This is a genomic window from Paenibacillus sp. Y301, from assembly GCF_059445505.1.
The window spans coordinates 532,470-554,299 of the sequence record NZ_JCAIUL010000001.1 but is presented as its reverse complement, the minus strand read 5'-3'; the positions used below and the strand labels follow the sequence as shown (position 1 = coordinate 554,299).

Below are 21,830 nucleotides of genomic sequence, written 5' to 3'. Positions count from 1 at the left end.
AGTAAGTTTAGACTACTTAAAGTAAATGTCAGGCCGGCGATCGTTAAAGATGGGAATACGACTACGCACCTCATCAACAAGCGATAATGAGATTTCCCCTGTAACGATCTCTTCCCATTCTCCACCTTCCACTATAATCTCACCCCATGGATCAATAATCATGGAATGACCGAAGAATGAAACCTCCCCATTGTCCCCTACTGTATTACATGCGATGACATACATCTGATTCTCAATGGCCCGCGCCATGAGTAATGTACGCCAGTGATGCAATCGGGGATGGGGCCATTCAGCGGGAACAAAAAGTACTTTCGCACCATTTAATGCTAGACTCCGTGCCATCTCAGGAAAACGGATATCATAACAAATGGACACGCCTGCTTTAAAGTTATCATTCACAGGAAAAGTAACTAACTCCTGTCCTGGAACTAAGTATTTCTCTTCATTCATTAAGCAAAATAAGTGAATTTTTGAATATTTGGCGATCTCTTCACCTTGTCTACCAAATACATACATTGAATTCGTGATCTGATCCTCATTACTTTCAGCTATTGAACCCCCAATTACAAATACTTCATGTTGCTTGGCAAATGATTGTAACCATCCCTTGCTATGTTCACCTTGCTTATCAGCTATATCTTGGATTCGTTCCAATGCATACCCTGTATTCCACATTTCAGGCAACATGATAAGATCAGGCTTCGGGATCTGTGTCATAGCCTTCTCCATTAAGGAATGGATATGTTTCTCATTCGCTTCAGGGTCCCCTAATTGTATAGTCGTTTGAATCAATGCTATTCGTAAACGGTCATCATTCTCTATTTTTGTCATAGAATCTCCTCTATTTCCGCTGTGATATATAACATCTTATATTGACCAGCACACCCACGCAATACTTGCTTACTTTTAATTCACCCTATACAGCTCGGTTAAATGATGATAAATTAAATTTACTATATTTACATGAGAGTAGTGTGATTAAGGATGACCACGCAACCCATTAGCCAGCGCAACATTTCAGCCTTTCACATCGAACCGGCCGATGTTATTAAAGAACTCCCTAGTCAATTTTTTGCTAATCTAGTTCAAAAAGTGAACCGTGAAATTGCGGAAGGCCATGATGTCATCAATCTAGGTCAAGGTAATCCAGATACGCCGACGCCAGATCATATCGTAAAAGAGTTACAGCGTGCAGCTGCTAATCCGTTGTATCATAAGTATTCTCCTTTTTCAGGTTATTCCTTTCTAAAAGAGGCTATTGCTAAACGATATCTCGAAGATTACGGTGTTGTTCTTGATCCTGAGAAAGAAGTCGCTATCCTCTTTGGGGGTAAAACAGGACTTGTAGAATTGCCACAAGTTCTCCTTAATCCCGGTGATCTCTGTCTTGTGCCAGACCCTGGTTATCCAGATTATTGGTCAGGTGTGGCGCTTGCACGGGCTGAAATGTCTTTCATGCCTCTACTCAAAAACAACAACTTCTTACCTGATTACAATCACATTAGTGAACAAGACAAAGCGCGTGCTAAACTTATGTTCTTGAATTATCCTAACAACCCAACGGCTGCAACAGCTCCACTTTCTTTCTATGAGAATACCGTAGAATTCGCAAGAAAGAATAAAATTATCGTGGCCAGCGATTTTGCCTATGGAGCTATTGGGTTTGATGGACAACGTCCAGTCAGTTTTCTCCAAGCACCAGGTGCTAAGGAAGTCGGGATTGAACTATATACCCTCTCCAAAACCTATAATATGGCTGGTTGGCGTGTAGGTTTCGCTTTAGGTAATGCCGAAGTGATCTCGCACATGAATTCTCTTCAAGATCATATGTATGTCAGTTTATTTGGTGGCATCCAATCGGCAGCTGCGGTCGCACTTACTTCTTCACAGGATTGTGTTCACGAGTTAGTAGATCGTTATGAATCAAGACGCAATGCGCTACATAGTGCACTAGATCGTATCGGTTGGCATACAGATAGACCTAGTGGATCCTTCTTCAGTTGGCTACCCGTTCCTGATGGGTATTCGTCTGTTTCTTTCTCAGACCTTCTTCTTAAGGAAGCCAAAGTTGCTGTCGCTCCAGGCATTGGATTTGGTAACTGTGGAGAAGGTTACGTACGCATTGGATTGCTTAGCTCGGAGGATCGACTACGAGAAGCAGCCGCGAGAATCGGTAAACTTGGCATCTTTTCTTAATCTTTGCAAAGCCACCATTTACATGGTATCCTAGTTGAAAATAAAACTAACCTTATACTTGAAAACGTGTTGACGGGACTATTAAGTAAGGCTATTCACGCTTGTAGAGAGTAAATTCCTTGGCTGAGAGAGTTTACCGTGAATCCTATCTGAACCTACCCCTGAGCGGCCTGCTTGCAGGACAGTACCTTCTGTTACAAGGTTATTAAGTTGGATGATTCAGTCATCAATAAAGGTGGTACCGCGGAAGCTATAACTTTCGTCCTTTGCTCGTCAAGGATGAAGGTTTTTTTGTTGTAAATATGACTTTTTATGAGGAAGTGAATGTTGTGTCATCGCGTATTGTCGTCAAGATCGGAAGTAGCTCCCTTACCTCTAATGAAGGAGCTTTGAACCGTGAAGCTATTATATTTTTCGCAAGAGAAATGGCTTCCCTAAGAGCTTGCGGTCACGAAGTATTGTTGGTTACATCAGGTGCGGTTGCAGCAGGATTCCGTGAAATTGGATATGATGCTCGACCACGACTATTACATGAGAAACAAGCTGCAGCTGCGGTTGGCCAGGCCCTTTTAATGCAAGCTTATCAGCAAGCCTTCGCTGCGCATGGTATTGTCACCGCACAATTATTGCTCACACGGACCGACTTCTGCAGTCGTAAACGCATGAATAATGCCGGAATGACCGTTGAGGAATTGTTGAAACAGGGTGTCATCCCTATTTTTAATGAAAATGATACGGTCTCTGTCGATGAACTGAAATTCGGTGATAACGATACGTTATCCGCTCTTGTCGCCAATCTGGTTAAAGCGCGTCATCTCTTGATTCTCACAGATATGGACGGTCTATATACTGGAGATCCCCGGCACCATCCAGATGCCGTACGTTTCAGTCATGTGACTGAAATAACGGATGAGATCTATGCTATCGCTGGTGGGGCTGGATCCTCGCTCGGTACAGGGGGAATGAGATCCAAAGTAGATGCAGCTAAAATTGCAACTCGAGGTGGTGTCCCTGTATTCGTAGGGAAAGTATCTCAACATGGTGATCTTCAAAGTGCTGTAGATGGAATTGGACGGGGAACCTATTTCGATACCAAACTATCCTCATTATCCATGAAGAAACAATGGCTTGGCTTCATGTCCACACCGCTTGGTTCCATCACCGTAGATGCAGGCGCAGAAGAAGCTTTAATTCATGGAGGGCATAGCCTCCTTCCCGTAGGCGTTAAACAAGTAGATGGTCATTTCCATGCAGGCGATGTTGTGGAAGTACTTAATTCGGAAGCATCCGTGATCGGAAGAGGCGTCATTAATTATGATGTTGATCAATTGCGGCTAGTATGTGGGATGTCGAGTTCAGATGTATTTCAGAAAATTGATAATATTCATCGGTTGGAGGTTGTTCATCGGGACGAGTGGATTACATTGAAATAGGGGCTCATTTGGAAGACCGCTACGGTGTCGGATTGTTCTTACGATCGCTGGTGCCCCCAATTTTTTTTGAATATATCGCTGTTAGCGATAAAATTCGAGGGCAAAGGCGAACGCTACGCTTCTCCAGAACAATTCCGTCCCCTTCGCAAGGCTACAACGTGAGATTTTTGCGTAGGGTATTAGAACAAACATAGAGATCTCAAAAAAATAACACCATGCTTCCGATGTGATTTTTTTGCGTAGATCATCTGAAAGTGGCACTCCAAAAAAATTTAGGAGGTTATCCCAATGAACAATAGTGAAGTGAGAGAAAAAGCAACACGCGCTAAGGCTGCTGCTACTGTGTTAAATAGGCTCGATACTCAGCAGAAGAATGAGGCGTTGCGGTTGATGGCTCAAGCACTTAGACAAGAACAAGAGCTTATTCTGAAAGCGAATCTTGAAGATCTTGAGCGCGGACGTCAGCAGGATACTGCTCCTTCCCTACTCGATCGTTTGGCACTGAATCCAGAACGGATTAACGCGATGGCTGAAGGATTAGAGCAGATTATTGCTCTTCCAGATCCCATCGGTGATTTACTAGAAGCGTTAGATCGTCCAAACGGATTAATGATTGATAAAGTCCGCGTTCCTCTAGGTGTTATCGGTATCATATATGAAGCTCGTCCGAATGTAACCGTTGATGCGGCTGGTCTGTGCCTAAAGACTGGGAATGCGGTTGTCCTTCGTGGTGGTTCTTCCGCAATCTCGTCGAACCGTCAAATCATTGAAGTGTTACAGCGCGCGCTTGCTGCTTCAGCTATCCCCGTTGATGCCTTACAAATCATCGAAGATCCGAATCGTGCGTCTGTCGATGAAATGTTGAAGCTGAAAGGATTGCTTGACGTTGTCATTCCACGAGGTGGTCGATCCCTTATCCAGAATGTCGTAGAAAATGCTACTGTACCTGTCATAGAAACGGGAGCTGGCGTATGCCATACGTACATTGATGCTTCAGCAGATCCTACTATGGCTTCAAATATTAGCCTGAATGCCAAAGTTCAGCGTCCTTCTGTTTGCAATTCGATGGAGACCCTTATTGTACATCAAGATTTTGCTGCCGGTCATCTTGCGCTTCTTGCTGAACAATTCAAGGAATCCAACGTAGAAATACGCGGATGTGAGGAGACACTTACTTACATACCTTGGGCTATTCAAGCTTCCGAAGAAGACTATTCTACTGAGTATAATGATTATATTCTGAATATTAAAATAGTCCACACCCTGCAAGAGGCTTTAGATCATATAGCAAAACATGGTACGCAACATTCAGAATGTATCGTAACGGAAGATAAGGAACACGCTGCAACCTTCATTCAAGAAGTGGACGCTGCTGCGGTCTACCATAACGCATCTACTCGTTTCACGGATGGTTTCGAATTCGGATTTGGGGCAGAAATAGGAATTAGTACTCAAAAGCTACACGCGCGTGGTCCTATGGGACTGCCTTCACTTACATCCACTAAATACAGAATCTATGGTAACGGACAAATTCGTCGGTAACACCAACAGGAGGATTAAATCATGAGCCAACAACAACATGTATTTCAGAATGGTATTACCTTTTATGGAGCAGGATCAATGGCTGAAGCCATTGTTCGTGGACTCATTGCACGGTCTGTCGTTCGACCTTCCGATATCTTCATGCTTAACCGTAGTAATTCCGAACGTCTTGAAGAATTGCATAATCGATATCAAGTGAAAACGAGTAATGACGATTCCGCCAGAACAGGAATTCTACAGAATTCTTCTGTTATCGTTCTAGCTATGAAGCCTAAGGATGCGGGGGCTGTTCTTAAAGAGTTAGGTCCTCTCCTTAAAGAAGATCAGTTAATTGTTTCCGTCATCGCAGGTTTGTCGATTAAAACGATGCAACGACTATTAGATCGCAAACAACCCATCGCGCGTACGATGCCAAATACATCAAGTTCAATCGGTCTGGGTGCCACGGGTATATCTTACTCTAAAGAAATGACGGAAGAGCAACGTCGAACGGTCATGACATTATTTGAAGCTGTCGGCACGATCACGATTATTGAAGAGAAGAACATGGATTTATTAACTGGAATCTCAGGTAGTGGTCCTGCTTATATCTACTATATGATGGAAGCGATGATTGCGGCTGGTATTCGTGGAGGTCTGTCGGAAGAACAGTGTAGAGCGTTGACCATTCAAACGGTGCTTGGTGCTGCTAGAATGGCACAACAAACGGGTGAAGAACCTAGCGCTCTTAGAGCGAAGGTAACTTCTCCGAATGGCTCTACTCAAGCTGCCATTCGCACACTTGACGATGGAGATTTTTTCGAAGATGTCATCGCTGCTGTCAATCGCTGTAGTGAACGATCACGTGAAATGGGCGTTGCACTAGAGGAGGGAATTTAAATGAGTTTTTGCACAGCTACCTATAGATTGTACGATCCTAAGGCAGATTTCCACAAGAAAGCTGAATCCATCGCTGTCGGGTTAACCGTTGGTAGTTGGACAGAACTGCCTCAAGCGAAACGAGAAGCCATGCAAAAGCACCTCGGACAAGTTCTACATGTCCATGTGGTTGAAGATTTGATCGGTGTAGATCGGTACGCGGATATCACTATCGCCTATCCTGATGTGAATTTCAGCCGAGACATTCCAGCACTTCTTGTCACTGTATTTGGAAAGATTTCTATGGATGGAAGAATCAAATTAATCAAACTTGGCTTCTCAGAATCATTCCAGTCTGCTTTTCCAGGACCTAAGTTCGGGATCGATGGCATTCGACAACAACTGGATGTCTATAAACGTCCCCTTCTTATGAGTATATTTAAATCTGTCATAGGTCTTAATCTAGAAGAACTACGTGAGCAATTCATTCTCCAGGCGCTGGGTGGCGTTGATCTGATTAAGGATGATGAGATTTTATTCGAGAATGAACTCACACCTATCGAGAAACGTGTTGAGATTTGTGCACGGGCTGCCGAAGAAGCCAGTAAAGAAACAGGTAAAAAACTTCTGTACGCAACGAATTTGACTGGGCGCACTTCTAACTTGAAACAACAGGCTCTAAGAGCCATTGATGCAGGAGCCAATGCACTTCTGTTCAATGTCCTATCCTATGGCTATGATGTCCTTCATGAGCTTAGCAGTGATCCTGATATTAACGTTCCCATTGCTGCACATCCTGCATTAGCAGGTGCATACTACCCTTCGGCACATTATGGCATATCTGCCTCCGTTCTCCTAGGACAGTTAATGCGTTTAGCAGGTGCGGATCTGGTGTTATTCCCTTCGCCATACGGATCAGTCACCATGCCAAGAAATGAGAATTTAGCTATTCGAGATGAACTTATAAGTAATGATTTGAAAATAAAGACAAGCATGCCTGTCCCATCCGCTGGTATTCATCCTGGTCTTGTGCCTTTAATTATGAAGGACTTCGGAACAGATGTTGTAGTTAATGCAGGTGGAGGTATTCACGGACATCCCATGGGTACATCTGCAGGTGGTCGTGCTTTCGTTCAAGCCATTGATGCAGCGATGCATGATATTCCTTTAGCCGACTATGCTCATGCCTTTCCTGAACTACAAACGGCATTAAATACTTGGGGAGGAAAGTAATGACATCACATAAAAAAATCGTTATCTTTTGCGATTTCGACGGGACCATCACGATTACAGATAACATTGTTGCAATTATGAAGCACTTCAAACCTGAAGGTTATGAACCTATTATGGATGATACAATTAACCAGCGAATATCTTTACGCGAAGGTGTAGGAGCTATGTTCGCGCTTATGCCTTCAGACTTGAAAGAGAACATTGTTGATTTCGTTCTAAGCTATGCAGGTATACGAGAAGGATTTCAAGACTTGTTAAATTATCTCGATCAATCCGACATTGAATTTAATGTCACTAGCGGGGGCATGGATTTCTTTATCGATCCTCTTTTGAAACCATTTGGTATTCCTGAGGACCATATCTATTGCAATCGTGCTGATTTCACAGGGGAGCATATCAAGATCACTTGGCCTAATCCTTGTCAACCTCCTTGTGAGAATGGGTGTGGAATGTGTAAAACAACCGTTATGAGGCGTTATCCAGAGGATTCTTATAACCGTATCCTGATTGGTGATAGTCTAACCGATTTCGAAGGCGCTAAGATTGCCGATCTTGTCTATTCCCGTTCTTGGCTTACTACGAAGTGTGAAGAACTTGGTGTAGCACATGTCCCATATGAGACATTTCATGATATCTTGAATGATCTACGACAGAAACAAGAGCAAGGAGTGTTACGAAGATGAGTTTTCTAAATATTACGTTAGAAGAAAAACAGCAGGCTTTAGATGAGCTACGAACAGTTAAGAGTCTATTTGCCGAACGGAATTGGTTTCCAGGTACGAGTGGGAATTTATCGATTCGCGTGGGCGAATTTCAAGAGGATCAATTTCACTTTGCTGTAACTTCGAGTGGCAAAGACAAATCACAGAATACACCACAGGATTTTTTATTTGTGGACCAGAATGGTCAAGCGTGCGAAACAACGAATCTTAAGCCCAGTGCAGAGACTTTGATTCACTGTGAAATTTATAAAATGACTGGGTGCGGCGCTGTCTTTCATGTACATACCGTATATAATAACCTCATTAGTGAATGGCTTGGTCAATCAGGGCTAGTTAGAGCTAAAGGAATTGAACTTATTAAAGCTTTTAATATCTGGAATGAGGATGCTGAAATTGCGATTCCTGTTCTTCCTAATTATGCTGATATTCCAGCCATTGCTACAGAGGTACCTGGTGTACTGAACCCTGCAATTCCAGGGATATTGTTACAGAATCACGGAATTTACGCCTGGGGTAAGAATGCTTCTGAAGCGAAGAAACACCTGGAAGCCTTTGAATTTATTTTCGAATATTTATATCGTAGTTTACTTCTCCATAACGTAGCTAAGAAATAGCCCTTCTTTTATCATCCAATACAAAACATCCCACTCCCTCGTATGATTGAGAGAGTTGGGATGTTTTTTGCTTCTATTCGATTAGATTTAGATTATGCTGTAGTCTGAACCAACTGACGGATTAGAGCTGGGAACCACGATTTCAATGGTGTGAATGGGAATCCCGCCTTAGCCCCCTAGTAGCAATGTTACGTCCATGCCTTTGTATCCTAACCATTAACGACGAGGTCGAATTTTTTCTGCTTTCTTGTTCATGTTCTTATTTCCTAGTACTATCTTCAGTCCACCACCGATAAATAATAATGAGACAATGATGGTTTGAATATAGGTACGGAATCGATAGTCAAGCTGAAATTCAGGAAACCTTGTATCCAATTCAGGAATAATGAATTGTGTGCTTAGATAATACAACCCTATGAAAAGCAATGCTATCCCTACTAACCCTCGGTGATTATCTATTCCTTCGACTAATGGACGATCCACTAATGGTTCTTTACCATAGCGAGAGGCCTGTTGTAAACCATCAAAGAAACTATAGAACCAAATCACAGGTATGAGGAACAAGAATAGTGACAGTCTGAGAATATCAAGAATATAGATGGAACCCAGAAACAATACCATCAGTTGTAACCCTCTTTTTTGAAGCCCAAGATACATATGCCCCGCACCTGGGAAGGCAGACAATAACGTCACTAATATTTTACTACGTTTCCCTTCTTCACGACCTTCTTCAAATTCCTCAAATAATGTACGGTCCACTAACAGCTCACCTGCTTGCTTCCGATTGAGTTGTTGTACGACATCGAACATACAATATAGCCAGATAATTGGGAGCACACCCAGAAATAACAAGAATACGGATTGATTTGTAATTCCCGTAACAAACACCATAATCGTTGCTAGTCCAAAGAAAGCGACCAAGAAAGATAATCCGCGTTGCATCAACCCCAGTTGAAGATGACCAAGCCCTGGGACAAATGATAGCAGGATCGTATAAAATCGCTCGCTGTGCTCATTCTGAGTACGTGGTTCACTCACTAACTGTCCGTGTTCATCCACGGCATGACCAAGTTCATTGCGCAAATGAGTCGGAGTTGGAGATGGTGCTTTTAAAATGTATATGATTAAATCAAGCATGCTTAAACACCAGAAGAACAACCCGCTAACGACTCCAACACCTATAAAGAATTCCTCACTACTTGCTAATGCCAGCAGAGCGCTCACACCTATACTTCCGAAAAACAATATAGGATAAAGAAACCCTCTTCCCTTTCGTCCTAAGAAATAGTGCCCTAACCCAGGGAATACATTTAAAATAAAAGCAAAAAATCCATTTCGTTCATTCTGCATGTTAGATCCATCCTCTCCATCCATTATCGTTTCAATTGGTCAAGCCAAGACACTGTAATATCCATCATCTGATCACTGTAAGACGTTGTCTGTTCGGTAGCAATAACATGATTTAAATCTCCAGCCACGAGCTTATCGAATAACCCGGTTGTCAAGAACAGTAAAGTTATACAAGCAGCCACGGTATAATGAAAAATGGGATGTTCGAACCAGCGTCGTCGCTGTTGATAGCTGTCTTCTTTCTCATAGAGATGTTCAGGAATTCTATTCATGACCTCATCGGTAAATTGCATTGCATTCGCTATATCCGGCATACGCAGTTCCGTGGAAGATAGGAGTTGAATATGTATATCCATTGCTTCAGTATCTTCAAGTAGTAGAGATTCCCAAGACTGTTCTTGTTCTAGCGTACACATACCGTCAATATAGTGTTGGGCTAGTCTTCGTTTGTCGTCCTCACTCAAATCATTCATTTCCAATCTTCCTCCTTCCATTTCTTCCGAATCCACTCTCTTGCCCGATACAATTTAGATTCTACCGTTTTCGGTTTCACATCTAGCTCATGAGCGATTTGTTCGTAGTTCTTCTCATCTAAATAAAATGCCGTAAGTACTACCTTATGATTATCCGGAATCGTTTGTAGCTTTCTCTTGAAAAGTTCTTTCTTTTCCTTACGAATTGTGTGGGATAAGGGATCCTCTTCGTCCGAAGGTACTAGCTCCATATCGAACAGGGGATATATCGTATCCTCACCTCGCCGAGTTTTCTTTCGTTTCAAATCAATCGCCTTATTCGTTGCTATTCGAGTAATCCAGGATTTAAATCCTTGGGATCGATATTGAGAAAGAGACTTATAGATTTGGATAAAGGTCTCTTGGGCAACATCTTCTGCATCTTTCACATCGCGCAATACCGAGTATGTCGTATGGAATATATGTTTACTATATTGATCTACAATGAAACGAAATGCAGTCGAGTCCCCTTGAAGAATATCTTCTATGATTTTGTCCTCGTCAATAGTTCTCCTCTCCTTCCCCTACTCTTAGACGTTCATTTTATCATTACCCCTGCATTTCTTTTCAAAAAAAATATTCCAAAAAAAAGACTGAACAAGAATTTCCTCGTCCAGTCTCTATATCTATCATGTTAATCCATGGTGCGCACTGTACACATTATTACAATGTGATTGCTGTTTCCAATGCCACTTCCATCATATCATTAAAGGTAGATTGACGTTCTTCAGAAGTAGTCTCTTCCCCAGTCAATAAGTGATCACTTACTGTGAGAATCGTTAGGGCATTTACACCAAACTTCGCTGCTAATGTGTATATAGCCGTTGTTTCCATTTCCACAGCCATAACACCGTATTGCATAAATTTCTCAACAACCGATTTATCATCACGGTAGAAAATATCAGAACTAAACACATTACCAACATGTAGGTTAAGTCCCTTTGTTACTCCTAGATCATAAGCCGTTTTTAGTAAGTTAAAGTTCGCAATAGGTGAGAAATTATATCCACCAAAATTGTGATGATTCACACTAGAATCCGTACATGCAGCCTGCGCAAGAATAACATCCCGGACATGAACATCCTTCTGCATACTTCCACAAGTTCCTACACGCATTAAGTTCTTAACGCCATATTCAGAGATTAATTCATTTACATAAATGCTAGTTGAAGGAATCCCCATACCCGTTCCTTGAACGGAAATACGTTGCCCCTTATAAGTACCCGTGAATCCAAGCATGCCTCTTACTTCGTTATAACAGATGACATCCTGTAAGTATGTTTCAGCAATAAATTTCGCGCGAAGCGGATCTCCTGGTAAAAGTATTGTTTCGGCAATCTCGCCAGGTTTTGCTGCAATGTGAGTACTCATTCGTTTTCCCCCCGAAGGTTAATTTGTTTAGCTTTTTTATAGTAAATGGCTCTAATTCCCCCAATTGATCTCAGAAAATCATACCCAAGACTATCATATCATAATTTGTAATCTTTGACGTTATCACTTACTTATCCATGGCGTCTATTATGAGGCCTGTCTAGTAGGAGGCGCCAACGTATCTTCTATTTGATGTTTGAACGATATTCTTCTCATTATTTCTGGAGAAATGATTCCTAGTACAATCAAGATCATACCAGTCCATTGTATTGGTGTAACCAATTCGCCTAAAAAGATGACAGAAACGATCATAGCTGATGGTAATTCAGCCGCACACAAAATTGTTCCTAACCCTGCTCCTAATTTTGGCATACTTATGGCGAATAATAAGAACGGTAAAACCACACCTAACACCCCAAGTAGCAGTCCATATCTCCATAGATTCGTCTCGGTAAGTTGGGTAACGATGTGTATAGGATTTGTTGTAAATGATACGGTTAGAAGCGCTCCAGTCCCAATAAAGAATAACCTTTTGGGAGCCGCCTCTTTGGTAGCAACTTTAGATGAAAGTACCATATATAACGCATAGAAAAAGGCAGCAAGCAATCCAAATAAAACGCCTTTGATACTTAGTGATGCTAATGGTTGCTCAAAGATAGCTCCTGCACACAATGAACCTATGAGCAATAATAGGATAGCTACTAATTTACTTTTACTTGGCCATGTTCTAGTCATTAAACTTTCAATAACAACACCGATCCAAGTAAATTGGAAAAAGAACACAACCGCTATAGAAGCAGGCAATTCAGATACAGAGACTGAATAGGTTATTCCCACTAATGCGGTCATTGCACCCGTAATCACTAGCTGCCCAGCGTTTTTCCATGAAATCTTGTAGTTAAATGAGAACAAATAAAGAGCAGCAATCATGATCCAGCCAAGGGTGTATTGACTGCCAACTAATTCTCCTGAAGAAAAACCTTCCTGATATCCTAACTTAATCATCGTTGACAATGTACCATACGATATTGCTCCCAATATCGCGAAAATAGAATACTTAAACAAATTCAAATTTGACACTCCTTCTAATAAAAAATAAAAGTCGCCACCTGTCCTTATGGACAGATGACGACCGAAAAAAAGGTTTCCCTTTTAAAAATTTCGTCTCTCAAAATTACTGAGTTTGTAGAAGCAAGTTGTGAAAGCATTACGTAATCTTTACAGATTATAATTCAAAATATAGACTCTGTCAATAAAAGTTGAAGAATTTAATACAATTCATTTACCGCTGTTGCTATCTTCTTTCATTGGCACTGACCAATCTACGTTCGTATACAGTCGATCAACGACTGTACGAATCAGTTCAAGTCGCTCTGGGATCATAGTCATGCCTGGTGCGCGGAACTCGAAGAGTCCGTCGACCGAACTGCCTCCAAGTATAATATATCCCTCTTTCCACCCGGATGCTTCCGTTGTCGAACTGCCTCGCATAGTGATATTATACTCTCTATCATTGGGAACTTTTAATGTCCATTGATCGTATCTAGATTCGTTCCACAGCTTACCACTTAGATGTATCGCTCCCTCCGACACTTCTCCATTTGTATTCGGTGGGGCTTCCACCGTAAAATCTTCCAACATCATCTTATCACCATCATAATAAAAAGGTACCGGATGATCTTTAAGCTTGGAAGGTTCGAACTGAACTGATGAATCATCAGACTCCGCGACGGAGTAACCGTCGAATACGAATGTATAAGGCTTATCTTGCGGTAAATATTTAAACGTATAGCTCCAATGCATCAATCCTGGTTTCTCACCAGGGAGATGGGACTCCGCCATCAAGCTGTCCATATATTGACCCACTCTCGTATTGACACTGTGAATTTCATTACCTTTCATATCCTCAAAATGAAACTTTAAGCCTTGTTTCTTCCATAATTCTCCTTGAGAACGAATTAACGCCTCCTCACTAAGTTCAGTATCAAGCTCTAATCGAACACCTTGAACCATCCGAGTCAGTCTCTTCAAGCTAACTGTCATTCCATCCGGTGTGGTATAACTTCCCTGTAATGGCGTAACGGTCGTTTTCTTGTTCGCTTCCTTCAAATCGATAGAAAAGTCAAAGTTCCATTCTCCTTGGGAATATTGAATATTTCTCATTTTACTGCCTAATTGCGAAATACGACCTTCAATGCTAATACGGTCGGTTTGAATGGGTTCCGCGAAGAAAGCAACCATATAATAAAAATTGTTAGTGACACCCATATCATACATTTCCCCGACGATTTCCCCTTGTTCATCTTTTATATTAATGTTATTTGCACGAGAAAACTCTAAGCGATTTCGATCATGTTTGCCATCAGGACCGAATAATTGTAGTGCAATGATCACACGAGTAGGGTCTGCTACTGCCTCATTGATTTTGATAGTATAACCCTTATCTTTCACGGTAATATTCGGATGTTCGACTAACCCAAACTCTTGCGCTCGTAATAACCCAATGTCAACACCAGAATCTTGCCCAAATAGGGAACGAAGCTTCTCCGCTAGCGTAGGTACGGAATACATAAGCATGGAGCTCATGATAATCAATAGCGCGGCCACTCCAACCGTTAGCTTCCATAAGCCAATACCTCTTCGCTTGAACAGGCCTTTTCTAACTGAAGGCACTATTTCGTTATCAGATACAGTTTCTATGACGACTTCAGGCATGCTAGGTCCATCAGTCTTCTCTAAATATGAAGTATCTAATATACTATCCTGTCTACCCTTTTGGTCCGTTGCTCTCATTAATACATTCGAGATAATATCTTCTTCAAACTCTATCTCTTCTCCTTCAATTAATACCATTAAATCGGTAGTAAATGAATCAGGTAAGACTTCCTCATACAACTCTAAAAACCAAACTTCTTGCTCTTTGAGCTGTTTATGATAAAGAGAAAGGCATCGAAGACAGGTAGCAATATGTGAGTCCATTTGTTGTTTGTTCGATAAAGGTGAATTCATTATGTATTCTTCCATTTCATCGCTGGTTAAGCATTGCATCAGTCCTCACCTCCTCTGCAGTTAGCATCTTTTTCAAACTTAATTTCGCTCTATAAAGGTCATTTTGGATTTTGCTAAGGGGTACGTCCAACACTTCGCTCATTTCTTCATAGCTCAGATCATTCGTATATCTGAGTAACAACGCTACTCGATAATTCGTCGGCAGTCGCCTCATCAGAACCTGTATCTCCATTCGGTGCTCAACCTGCAATAGAATCTCTTCAGGATCATCGGCTGATAAAGGCTCTAGTAAAGGTTCTACTATCCAGCCTATGTGATGAGTCCTTTTCCGTAAATCTTTCAGTAGATTCGTCGCAATAGTATACAACCATGCCGCAAAACTTTTACTCGGATCATGGGAAGCCAGTTTACGATATGCCTTAATAAAGGTCTCCTGAGTTAGGTCCTGAGCATCCTGGTGGTCAGCTCCCATTCCGCGGAGTAGGCCATATATTTTATTTTTGTAATGGTCTACCAAAAAGGCATATTCCTCTTTATGTCCTGACAACACACGGCTTATCCATCGTTTTTCATCATCATTCTCATGTATTCGATCTTCCACTGGCAAGCCTCCTAGGAGTTCTATACTATATAGACGAGATTTATTTGTTAAACTCTCACTTGGGAGATAAATATTTTTTTGATAGCTTATCGTTAGGTTCAGATCTGTACGAAAAAGATTAGCGGATGAACAAAAAAAGACAGCTGCCTAAGCACCCGCTTTTCCACTAATGTTATCTATTAGTCTAATAAAGTCATTATCCGTTGTATCTGTCGATACTAAATACCGAACAAGCTGATTGAATTCATATCCTTCAATCCGTCCGGTAAATCTTTCTTAGCTATACTAATAAGTGATCTTACGAAGACCTTCCCTTTCATTTTATCATCTGAAGTATTTTCGTTACTTACAGGTGTTACCTCAATTCTTAATGTTGAATCACTATCTTTTACTTTATCTAGAAGTTCTAGTGATTTAATCTTAAACCCCTGCCTTACGGATTCCCTTTCCCCTATACTTACACAAATAAAGTACTCTGTTGGTGTTTCTTTTACAATAAATCCACCCGGCACTGAATTTTTATACGTTTCATACTGATCTAATAGTTCATCTTGTAAATCTTCAGCACTACTCCACCCCCAAGTAAACTGCGAAGAATATTTTGTGTATATAAGTTCTTTATAAGGAATGCTCTTATGATATTCATTAACTACTTCTAATGTTTTCGTTATTCCGTCCACATGCTGATTCTCGTTTCCCTTTAACTCCGCACTACACCCTGCCTGTAAACTTACAATAATAATCATAAAAATTACCTTCATTATTCTCGCCATTTTAATCCCCCTTATTATCTGAGACTCAAACTCCCTAATAATAGACGTCTAAAAGGAATTCAAAGTTCGAACATTCTAATATTCAATACTATATATTTTCTTGTAAGTGAGGCTGTGCTAGATAATAATCATTTTTCGATGGAAGTAAGACAACTGCACATAATGTAATTCCAAGTAACACCATCACCAAGACCCCTATGATCACGACAACTTGAAGGGATATAAATTCCGTAGCACCACCAAGTACAAAGGTTGTAATCATAATGAATATAGCTTGAATAAAGTCATTTAGACTACCTACCCTACCCATAACGTCCACTGGAATATTGTTTTGATACATGGTCGCAAATCCTGTATTTACAAAAGCAAGACAGAATGCCAAGATGAAAAATCCAACAGATGCACTTACAAATGAACTGGAGAAAGCATAAATAGCATACCCAAAACATACTCCTAGTGTGCCAATACCAATCATCTTCGAGCATGATACTTTTTTAACAATCAGAGTGTTCAACAAGGAACCAACAATAATACCTACCCCCGCTATGCTGACAAGAACCCCATATTCACCCTCAGACAAGTGGAGAACGATCGTTGCAAATGAAGCTTCAAGTGAGTCCACGGCGGATGCCATGACGACAAATACACTTCCAAACAAGAAACAGATTACCATGATATATAGGTTACGCCGATAAAATTGCAAAACGACGATCCAGTCTTTTTTTAATACCGATAAGGACAGATGTTGCTCTGTGGTTGTTCCAAAGTTCGTGTTCGTTGTTTGTTTATTTAGATTAGGCATTAGTAATGTAATGATTCCAGAGACGAATAAGGCAATAGCATTAATATAAATAGCGAATAAAGGTGAACCCATTAGAACTAGAAGTCCCGCGATTGCTGGACCAATTAAAAAGGCACCTGAACTTATTAAACTATTAAGTGAATTAAACCGTGGTCTTTGTTCTGTTGGAATAAGTTGTGTTATGTAAGTCATCGATGTGGGTCCAAACATAGAACCTGCCATGTTTATTAATAGAACAAGTATATATATGTAGCCTATAGAAGTGTACAAAGGCAACAAGGCTATAAATATAGCTCGTATGATATCTAGGAAAACCATAAGGTTTCGTTTATTTAATCGATCAATTAAGCTACCCGCCCAAAGATTCGTAAATACAGTAGCCAAAGGTTTCAACATATAAAGTACCGTTACAGCGAACGGTGATTGAGTCATATCCAATACCATTAAATTAAGTGCAATAAAGTAAATCCACGATCCCACATTCGAAATGCCTATCCCAAACAATAACATGGAGGCATACTTCCAATAGTTAATCAAAAAAATCCCACCCTCAAGACTTAGTCTTGAGGACGAGATTTGAAATTCGCGTGGTACCACCCCAGATTCGCTAATATGTTACCATATTAACCTCTTCAAGTACGGCATCCCAACGATGCTTATACTCTAGCTCTATAACAGGAGCTCCTGTCACACCATCCCCTATGAATCAGGTTCCGATATGATGCTCATAGACTTGTTTCGATAAATCATGATTTACTCCTTCTCAGCTATCGGAGTTCTCTGTGAAATCATCTATTTATCTACTCTTCTCTTCATCGCATTTGAAATATTTGAATTATCATAGCATAGAATCCAAAATCAGTAAATTTATATTTTAATCATTCTCTATGGATTGTGCTATCGCGAACAGCTTATTGAGTGTTTTCCAATTACGTACCGTCGAAGGTGTATCCAGCTTATGTAGATTGTTTGCAAGTTTAGAGTTCCTTACACTATGATGAAATAACAGGTACATTTCCCGACCTTTAATACTGTACTCGTCATTCTGACTTGCGTAGATGTTCATTCGATCCTGTGCTTCTTGAACAGGTATTTCTGCCAACATCGCCACATAGAGACATTCTCCTACGGATGACACCTCAGCTTCTGCGATGCGCTTCTCTGAGAACGGACAATTCTGAAGAATCCATTCCAACTCCGCAGCTGTTCTTAACATAACAGGGACTGTGAATCCAAAAACCGTTTCAATTTCATTCTCGATTCGCCCAAGAAGCGTAGCTTCCAACTCGTCCGACTTAAACACAACATTTCCACTTTGAATGTAGGTTTGCACATGTAGAAAACCCATCGTTTCAAACATTTGTTTTAACAAAGCCATTTTGATCATATTCTTTCCACCTACGTTGATCCCTCGCAAGAACGCAATATATGTAGTCATTATACACCCACTCCTGTTCTTCTATTTTTCAAAAAGATCCTGTTTGAGATATTCATATCGTTCTGAACTTCCAATTATTTCTTCCAATAATATTATACACGACTGTCAAATGTAAACGTATTATTTAACGGTGGATCCGTGCAGTACCTATACACATAAAGATTAACTTATAGGCATACGATATCCATATAGCTATATATACCAAGTATAATACCTGTTATAATATTCCTGTAAAAACAACATAAGGGCAATGTTACTCTGGCGATACCGGACACAACCCCCGTTACTACGTAGGGTTGTTTTTGTTATTTTAATTGAATGGAGGTTAAACAAATGACGTCAAATGAGACAAGGGTCATCTTAACAAAGGAAGATCTAATCAAACAATTTAGAAAATGTGGTGTAGCAGAAGGTCAGACCCTAATTGTACATACTTCTTTAAAGAGTCTCGGATTTGTTGTAGGCGGAGCTGAAACATTAATAAGAGCGCTTCTTGAAATTGTGGGAGACGAAGGAACCCTAATGATGCCATCACAGACATGGAAGAACCTCGATCCATCCACGGGCGTTCATTGGGAAGAACCCAAAGAATGGTGGCCTATCATTCGCGAAAACTGGCCAGCATATGATAAAGATGTCACACCAGCTATTAATATGGGCGTTGTCGCAGAAATGTTTAGAAAGTGGCCTGGATCAACCCGATCAAGTCACCCGGCAAGATCGATCACTGCCGTAGGCAAACATGCACAATATATAACCTCTGATCATGATCTCAGTAATATTTTTGGTATCGACTCCCCTGTAGATAAATTATATACATTAGATGGATATGTGCTATTAATCGGTGTCGATTATGATAAGAATACCTCACTTCATTTAGCTGAGACCAGAGCAAACTTTCCTACTAAACGATTTACAGATGAAAGTAGCGCGATCATGATCGATGGAAAAAGACAATGGGTAACGTATGCAACGCAAGCCGTCGATGATGAGGATTTCATTAGATTAGGTCATGAATATGATAAAGAGAATAATAACGAGGTTTATAGAGTAGGGAATGCTGATGTTCGATTCATGAAACAAAGACCCTTGATTGATTGGACTGTTAAGTGGATGGAAAAGCATAGGAACTAGATGAATCTGAAACGGGCTGTCCCAAAAGTAGATTTTTTAATTGTAATGATAGGTACCCTACCCATGTTTGACATTTGGGACAACCCCGCCCGTTTCTGCGAAAATATAAGATACAAGGTGGTAACATCAATTCCTAATCCACAAAAAAGGCCCCCTTATCACAAGGGGACCTTCTTCAATCTAGTTATTAACTTCTACCGTTACTTCGGAATTTCTGCGTATATGCTTTCGCGTCATTCACATTCTTAACACGATTGCGGCTCCATTCCAATAAGATGCGGTCGATATAACGGAAATGAACCTTTCCAGCAAACACAGCCTCTTTCAAAGCCATGAGAATCAGTTCGTCTGGATACTTGTCTTGATCCAACCATCCCGATATCGTCTCACATTCCATCGGAGATAGTGGCCGTCCAAATTCTTTCTCGAAGATGGTAAACATATTACGTTCAGCTTCGGGTTCGCCTGCATCAGATATGGCTGTGTCACGTTGAATAACAGCTTGTTTAGCCTTATTCTTAGCATCATTCGCCATACAAATGCTTAACTTATCATATAAGCCTGATACATTATAACGTTCATATTGAATACCACTATCTTCATCGAACTCTTCGTCAATACTGAGAAATCCATCTTTCATCAGCTTCTGTAGAGTAAGGGATATGGATGCTGTCGTTCCTCCTGCGAGTTCCTGCATATCTTCTAACGTAGGGAACTCTTTATGTTCCACCTGTTTAAAAGACATCAAGTGCATTAACAATAAGCATTCATTGTCACTCAGCTTCAATCTACGATAGTACCGGAACAATGCGTAAGGAATGATAGCTACTCCTGATCCCATTCCCGATGAAGCTCCCTCTGCCCATGTTCTCCATCCTGTAATATCCATGAGCTTCACCTCTTAACTTAAGGATAAAGACGATATAACGTACGTGGGAAGGCAATCGTCTCACGGACATGATCAAGACCGCAAATCCAGGCTACAGTACGTTCCAATCCAAGACCAAATCCAGAATGGGGAACGGAACCATATTTACGTAAATCCATGTACCATTGATATGTCTCTAAGGATAAAGAGTGTTCTTTAAAACGCTCTTCTAACAATGCTTGGTCATCAATACGTTGAGACCCACCGATAATCTCCCCGTAACCTTCAGGGGCAATCATATCCGCACACAAAACAACTTCAGGACGTGTTGGATCAGGTTTCATGTAGAATGATTTGATCCCTGCAGGATAGTGTGTAATAAATACGGGTTTGTCGTAGCTCTCAGCGATAGCCGTCTCATGAGGAGCACCGAAGTCATCACCCCAAGGAATATCGAAACCTTTGCCATGTAGAAATTCAATAGCCTCATCGTAAGTAATACGTGGGAAAGGTGCATGAATTTGTTCCAATTTGGAAATATCCCGACCTACCGTTTCTAACTCAGTACGACAATTCTTAAGGACAGATTGTACAACATAACTAATAAAGTTCTCTTGTACACGTAAGCTTTCTTCATGATCTGTAAAAGCCATCTCTGGCTCAATCATCCAGAATTCAATCAGATGACGACGTGTTTTGGATTTCTCAGCACGGAACGTTGGTCCGAAGGAATACACTTTACCTAAAGCCATCGCAGCAGCTTCCATGTACAACTGACCACTTTGTGTTAAGTATGCATCCTCATCAAAATATTTCGTGTGGAACAAGTTCGTTGTTCCTTCTGCAGTTGTTGGAGTAAGAATGGGCGGATCTACCAAAGTAAATCCATTGGTGTCAAAGAACGCACGAACCGCACGAATAATCTCTGCACGGATAACAAGAATTGCACGTTGTTTGTTGGACCGTAGCCATAAATGACGATGATCCATCAAGAAATCTACACCATGTTCTTTAGGCGTAATGGGATAGTTCTCAGTGATATGTATCACTTCGATTCCTGTTACTGTCATTTCGTAACCTGAAGCACTTCGTGGTTCTTCACGAATAATGCCTGTGACATACAGGGAACTTTCCTGTGTTAAGCTCTTAGCAGCGTCCCATACTTCTTCTGAAACCTCGCTTTTCACCACAACACCTTGAATATATCCGGTACCGTCACGTAATTGCAAAAACTGAATTTTTCCGCTTGAGCGTTTGTTGTTGATCCAGCTTCCAATCGTTACTGTTTCGCCAACATACTGATTCACTTCACGAATCACACTTTTAGTGGACATGCCTTAATCTCTCCCTTATTAACTGATCCTAAAACAGAAA

21 protein-coding genes and 1 other annotated feature are annotated in these 21,830 nt (G+C 40.9%); of the genes, 8 read left to right on the top strand and 13 right to left on the bottom strand.

The features are described from left to right. Nucleotides 1-12: 12 nt before the first annotated feature. The gene (locus AC1D69_RS02750; RefSeq protein WP_495454607.1) at nucleotides 13-831 is read right to left on the bottom strand and encodes a carbon-nitrogen family hydrolase; all 819 of its coding nucleotides are present in this window, start codon (nucleotides 829-831) and stop codon (nucleotides 13-15) included. A 153-nt stretch (nucleotides 832-984) separates the two neighbouring features. Here AC1D69_RS02750 and AC1D69_RS02745 point away from each other — a divergent pair, with 153 nt between their 5' ends. From AC1D69_RS02745 to mtnB, 7 genes are all read left to right on the top strand, one after another. Then, on the top strand, nucleotides 985-2,196 hold the full coding sequence (locus AC1D69_RS02745) for a pyridoxal phosphate-dependent aminotransferase (RefSeq protein ID WP_495454606.1): 1,212 nt from the start codon (nucleotides 985-987) through the stop codon (nucleotides 2,194-2,196). Nucleotides 2,197-2,525: 329 nt separating this feature from the next. Further along, a complete protein-coding gene (proB, locus tag AC1D69_RS02740; RefSeq protein WP_495454605.1) occupies nucleotides 2,526-3,629 on the top strand; it encodes a glutamate 5-kinase in 1,104 nt (367 codons plus the stop codon). 288 nt (nucleotides 3,630-3,917) lie between these two features. Further along, nucleotides 3,918-5,171 carry a glutamate-5-semialdehyde dehydrogenase gene (locus AC1D69_RS02735; RefSeq protein ID WP_495454604.1) on the top strand — a complete coding sequence of 418 codons (1,254 nt, stop codon included), beginning with the start codon at nucleotides 3,918-3,920 and terminating at the stop codon, nucleotides 5,169-5,171. 21 nt (nucleotides 5,172-5,192) lie between these two features. After that, on the top strand, nucleotides 5,193-6,050 hold the full coding sequence (gene proC, locus AC1D69_RS02730; protein ID WP_495454603.1) for a pyrroline-5-carboxylate reductase: 858 nt from the start codon (nucleotides 5,193-5,195) through the stop codon (nucleotides 6,048-6,050). Continuing rightward, the gene (locus tag AC1D69_RS02725; RefSeq protein WP_495454602.1) at nucleotides 6,051-7,262 is read left to right on the top strand and encodes a 2,3-diketo-5-methylthiopentyl-1-phosphate enolase; all 1,212 of its coding nucleotides are present in this window, start codon (nucleotides 6,051-6,053) and stop codon (nucleotides 7,260-7,262) included. Continuing rightward, nucleotides 7,262-7,945 (top strand): 2-hydroxy-3-keto-5-methylthiopentenyl-1-phosphate phosphatase, encoded by a 684-nt coding sequence (locus AC1D69_RS02720; protein ID WP_495454601.1) that lies wholly within the window; start codon nucleotides 7,262-7,264, stop codon nucleotides 7,943-7,945. Before AC1D69_RS02725 ends, AC1D69_RS02720 begins: the two co-directional genes overlap by 1 nt. Then, complete coding sequence (mtnB, locus tag AC1D69_RS02715) at nucleotides 7,942-8,598, top strand: methylthioribulose 1-phosphate dehydratase (protein ID WP_495454600.1); 657 nt, start codon at nucleotides 7,942-7,944, stop codon at nucleotides 8,596-8,598. Before AC1D69_RS02720 ends, mtnB begins: the two co-directional genes overlap by 4 nt. A 216-nt stretch (nucleotides 8,599-8,814) precedes the next feature. Here mtnB and AC1D69_RS02710 read toward each other — a convergent pair whose 3' ends face one another. The 10 genes from AC1D69_RS02710 to AC1D69_RS02665 form a co-directional block, all read right to left on the bottom strand. Beyond that, a complete protein-coding gene (locus AC1D69_RS02710) occupies nucleotides 8,815-9,948 on the bottom strand; it encodes a hypothetical protein (RefSeq protein ID WP_495454599.1) in 1,134 nt (377 codons plus the stop codon). A 23-nt stretch (nucleotides 9,949-9,971) separates the two neighbouring features. Then, nucleotides 9,972-10,421, bottom strand: coding sequence for a hypothetical protein (locus AC1D69_RS02705; RefSeq protein WP_495454598.1), 450 nt, complete (start codon nucleotides 10,419-10,421; stop codon nucleotides 9,972-9,974). Then, nucleotides 10,418-10,906 carry an RNA polymerase sigma factor gene (locus AC1D69_RS02700; RefSeq protein WP_495454752.1) on the bottom strand — a complete coding sequence of 163 codons (489 nt, stop codon included), beginning with the start codon at nucleotides 10,904-10,906 and terminating at the stop codon, nucleotides 10,418-10,420. The genes AC1D69_RS02705 and AC1D69_RS02700 overlap by 4 nt, the downstream gene beginning before the upstream one ends. Nucleotides 10,907-11,123: 217 nt before the next feature. Further along, nucleotides 11,124-11,831, bottom strand: a complete 708-nt coding sequence (gene deoD, locus AC1D69_RS02695; protein WP_495454597.1) for a purine-nucleoside phosphorylase — start codon at nucleotides 11,829-11,831, stop codon at nucleotides 11,124-11,126. 147 nt (nucleotides 11,832-11,978) lie between these two features. Beyond that, nucleotides 11,979-12,902 (bottom strand): EamA family transporter, encoded by a 924-nt coding sequence (locus AC1D69_RS02690; protein ID WP_495454596.1) that lies wholly within the window; start codon nucleotides 12,900-12,902, stop codon nucleotides 11,979-11,981. A 207-nt stretch (nucleotides 12,903-13,109) separates the two neighbouring features. Continuing rightward, on the bottom strand, nucleotides 13,110-14,879 hold the full coding sequence (locus tag AC1D69_RS02685; RefSeq protein ID WP_495454595.1) for a DUF4179 domain-containing protein: 1,770 nt from the start codon (nucleotides 14,877-14,879) through the stop codon (nucleotides 13,110-13,112). Next, a complete protein-coding gene (locus AC1D69_RS02680) occupies nucleotides 14,857-15,441 on the bottom strand; it encodes an RNA polymerase sigma factor (protein ID WP_495454594.1) in 585 nt (194 codons plus the stop codon). Before AC1D69_RS02680 ends, AC1D69_RS02685 begins: the two co-directional genes overlap by 23 nt. Nucleotides 15,442-15,659: 218 nt before the next feature. Then, entirely contained in the window at nucleotides 15,660-16,214 is a 555-nt protein-coding gene (locus AC1D69_RS02675; RefSeq protein WP_495454593.1) for a hypothetical protein, read from the bottom strand. Between the two features lie 88 nt (nucleotides 16,215-16,302). Beyond that, nucleotides 16,303-17,526 (bottom strand): MFS transporter, encoded by a 1,224-nt coding sequence (locus AC1D69_RS02670; protein WP_495454751.1) that lies wholly within the window; start codon nucleotides 17,524-17,526, stop codon nucleotides 16,303-16,305. Nucleotides 17,527-17,578: 52 nt separating this feature from the next. Next, nucleotides 17,579-17,841 (bottom strand) — a binding site (T-box leader). Nucleotides 17,842-17,890: 49 nt separating this feature from the next. Continuing rightward, complete coding sequence (locus AC1D69_RS02665) at nucleotides 17,891-18,454, bottom strand: DUF1697 domain-containing protein (RefSeq protein WP_495454592.1); 564 nt, start codon at nucleotides 18,452-18,454, stop codon at nucleotides 17,891-17,893. Nucleotides 18,455-18,787: 333 nt separating this feature from the next. Here AC1D69_RS02665 and AC1D69_RS02660 point away from each other — a divergent pair, with 333 nt between their 5' ends. Further along, on the top strand, nucleotides 18,788-19,588 hold the full coding sequence (locus AC1D69_RS02660; RefSeq protein ID WP_495454591.1) for an AAC(3) family N-acetyltransferase: 801 nt from the start codon (nucleotides 18,788-18,790) through the stop codon (nucleotides 19,586-19,588). A gap of 187 nt (nucleotides 19,589-19,775) precedes the next feature. On the opposite strand, the gene AC1D69_RS02655 is transcribed toward AC1D69_RS02660, so the two are convergent. Further along, on the bottom strand, nucleotides 19,776-20,477 hold the full coding sequence (locus AC1D69_RS02655; protein ID WP_495454590.1) for a DnaD domain-containing protein: 702 nt from the start codon (nucleotides 20,475-20,477) through the stop codon (nucleotides 19,776-19,778). 17 nt (nucleotides 20,478-20,494) lie between these two features. Next, nucleotides 20,495-21,790: an asparagine--tRNA ligase gene (asnS, locus tag AC1D69_RS02650; protein ID WP_495454589.1), complete on the bottom strand. Its 1,296-nt coding sequence runs from the start codon at nucleotides 21,788-21,790 to the stop codon at nucleotides 20,495-20,497. Nucleotides 21,791-21,830: the final 40 nt, after the last annotated feature.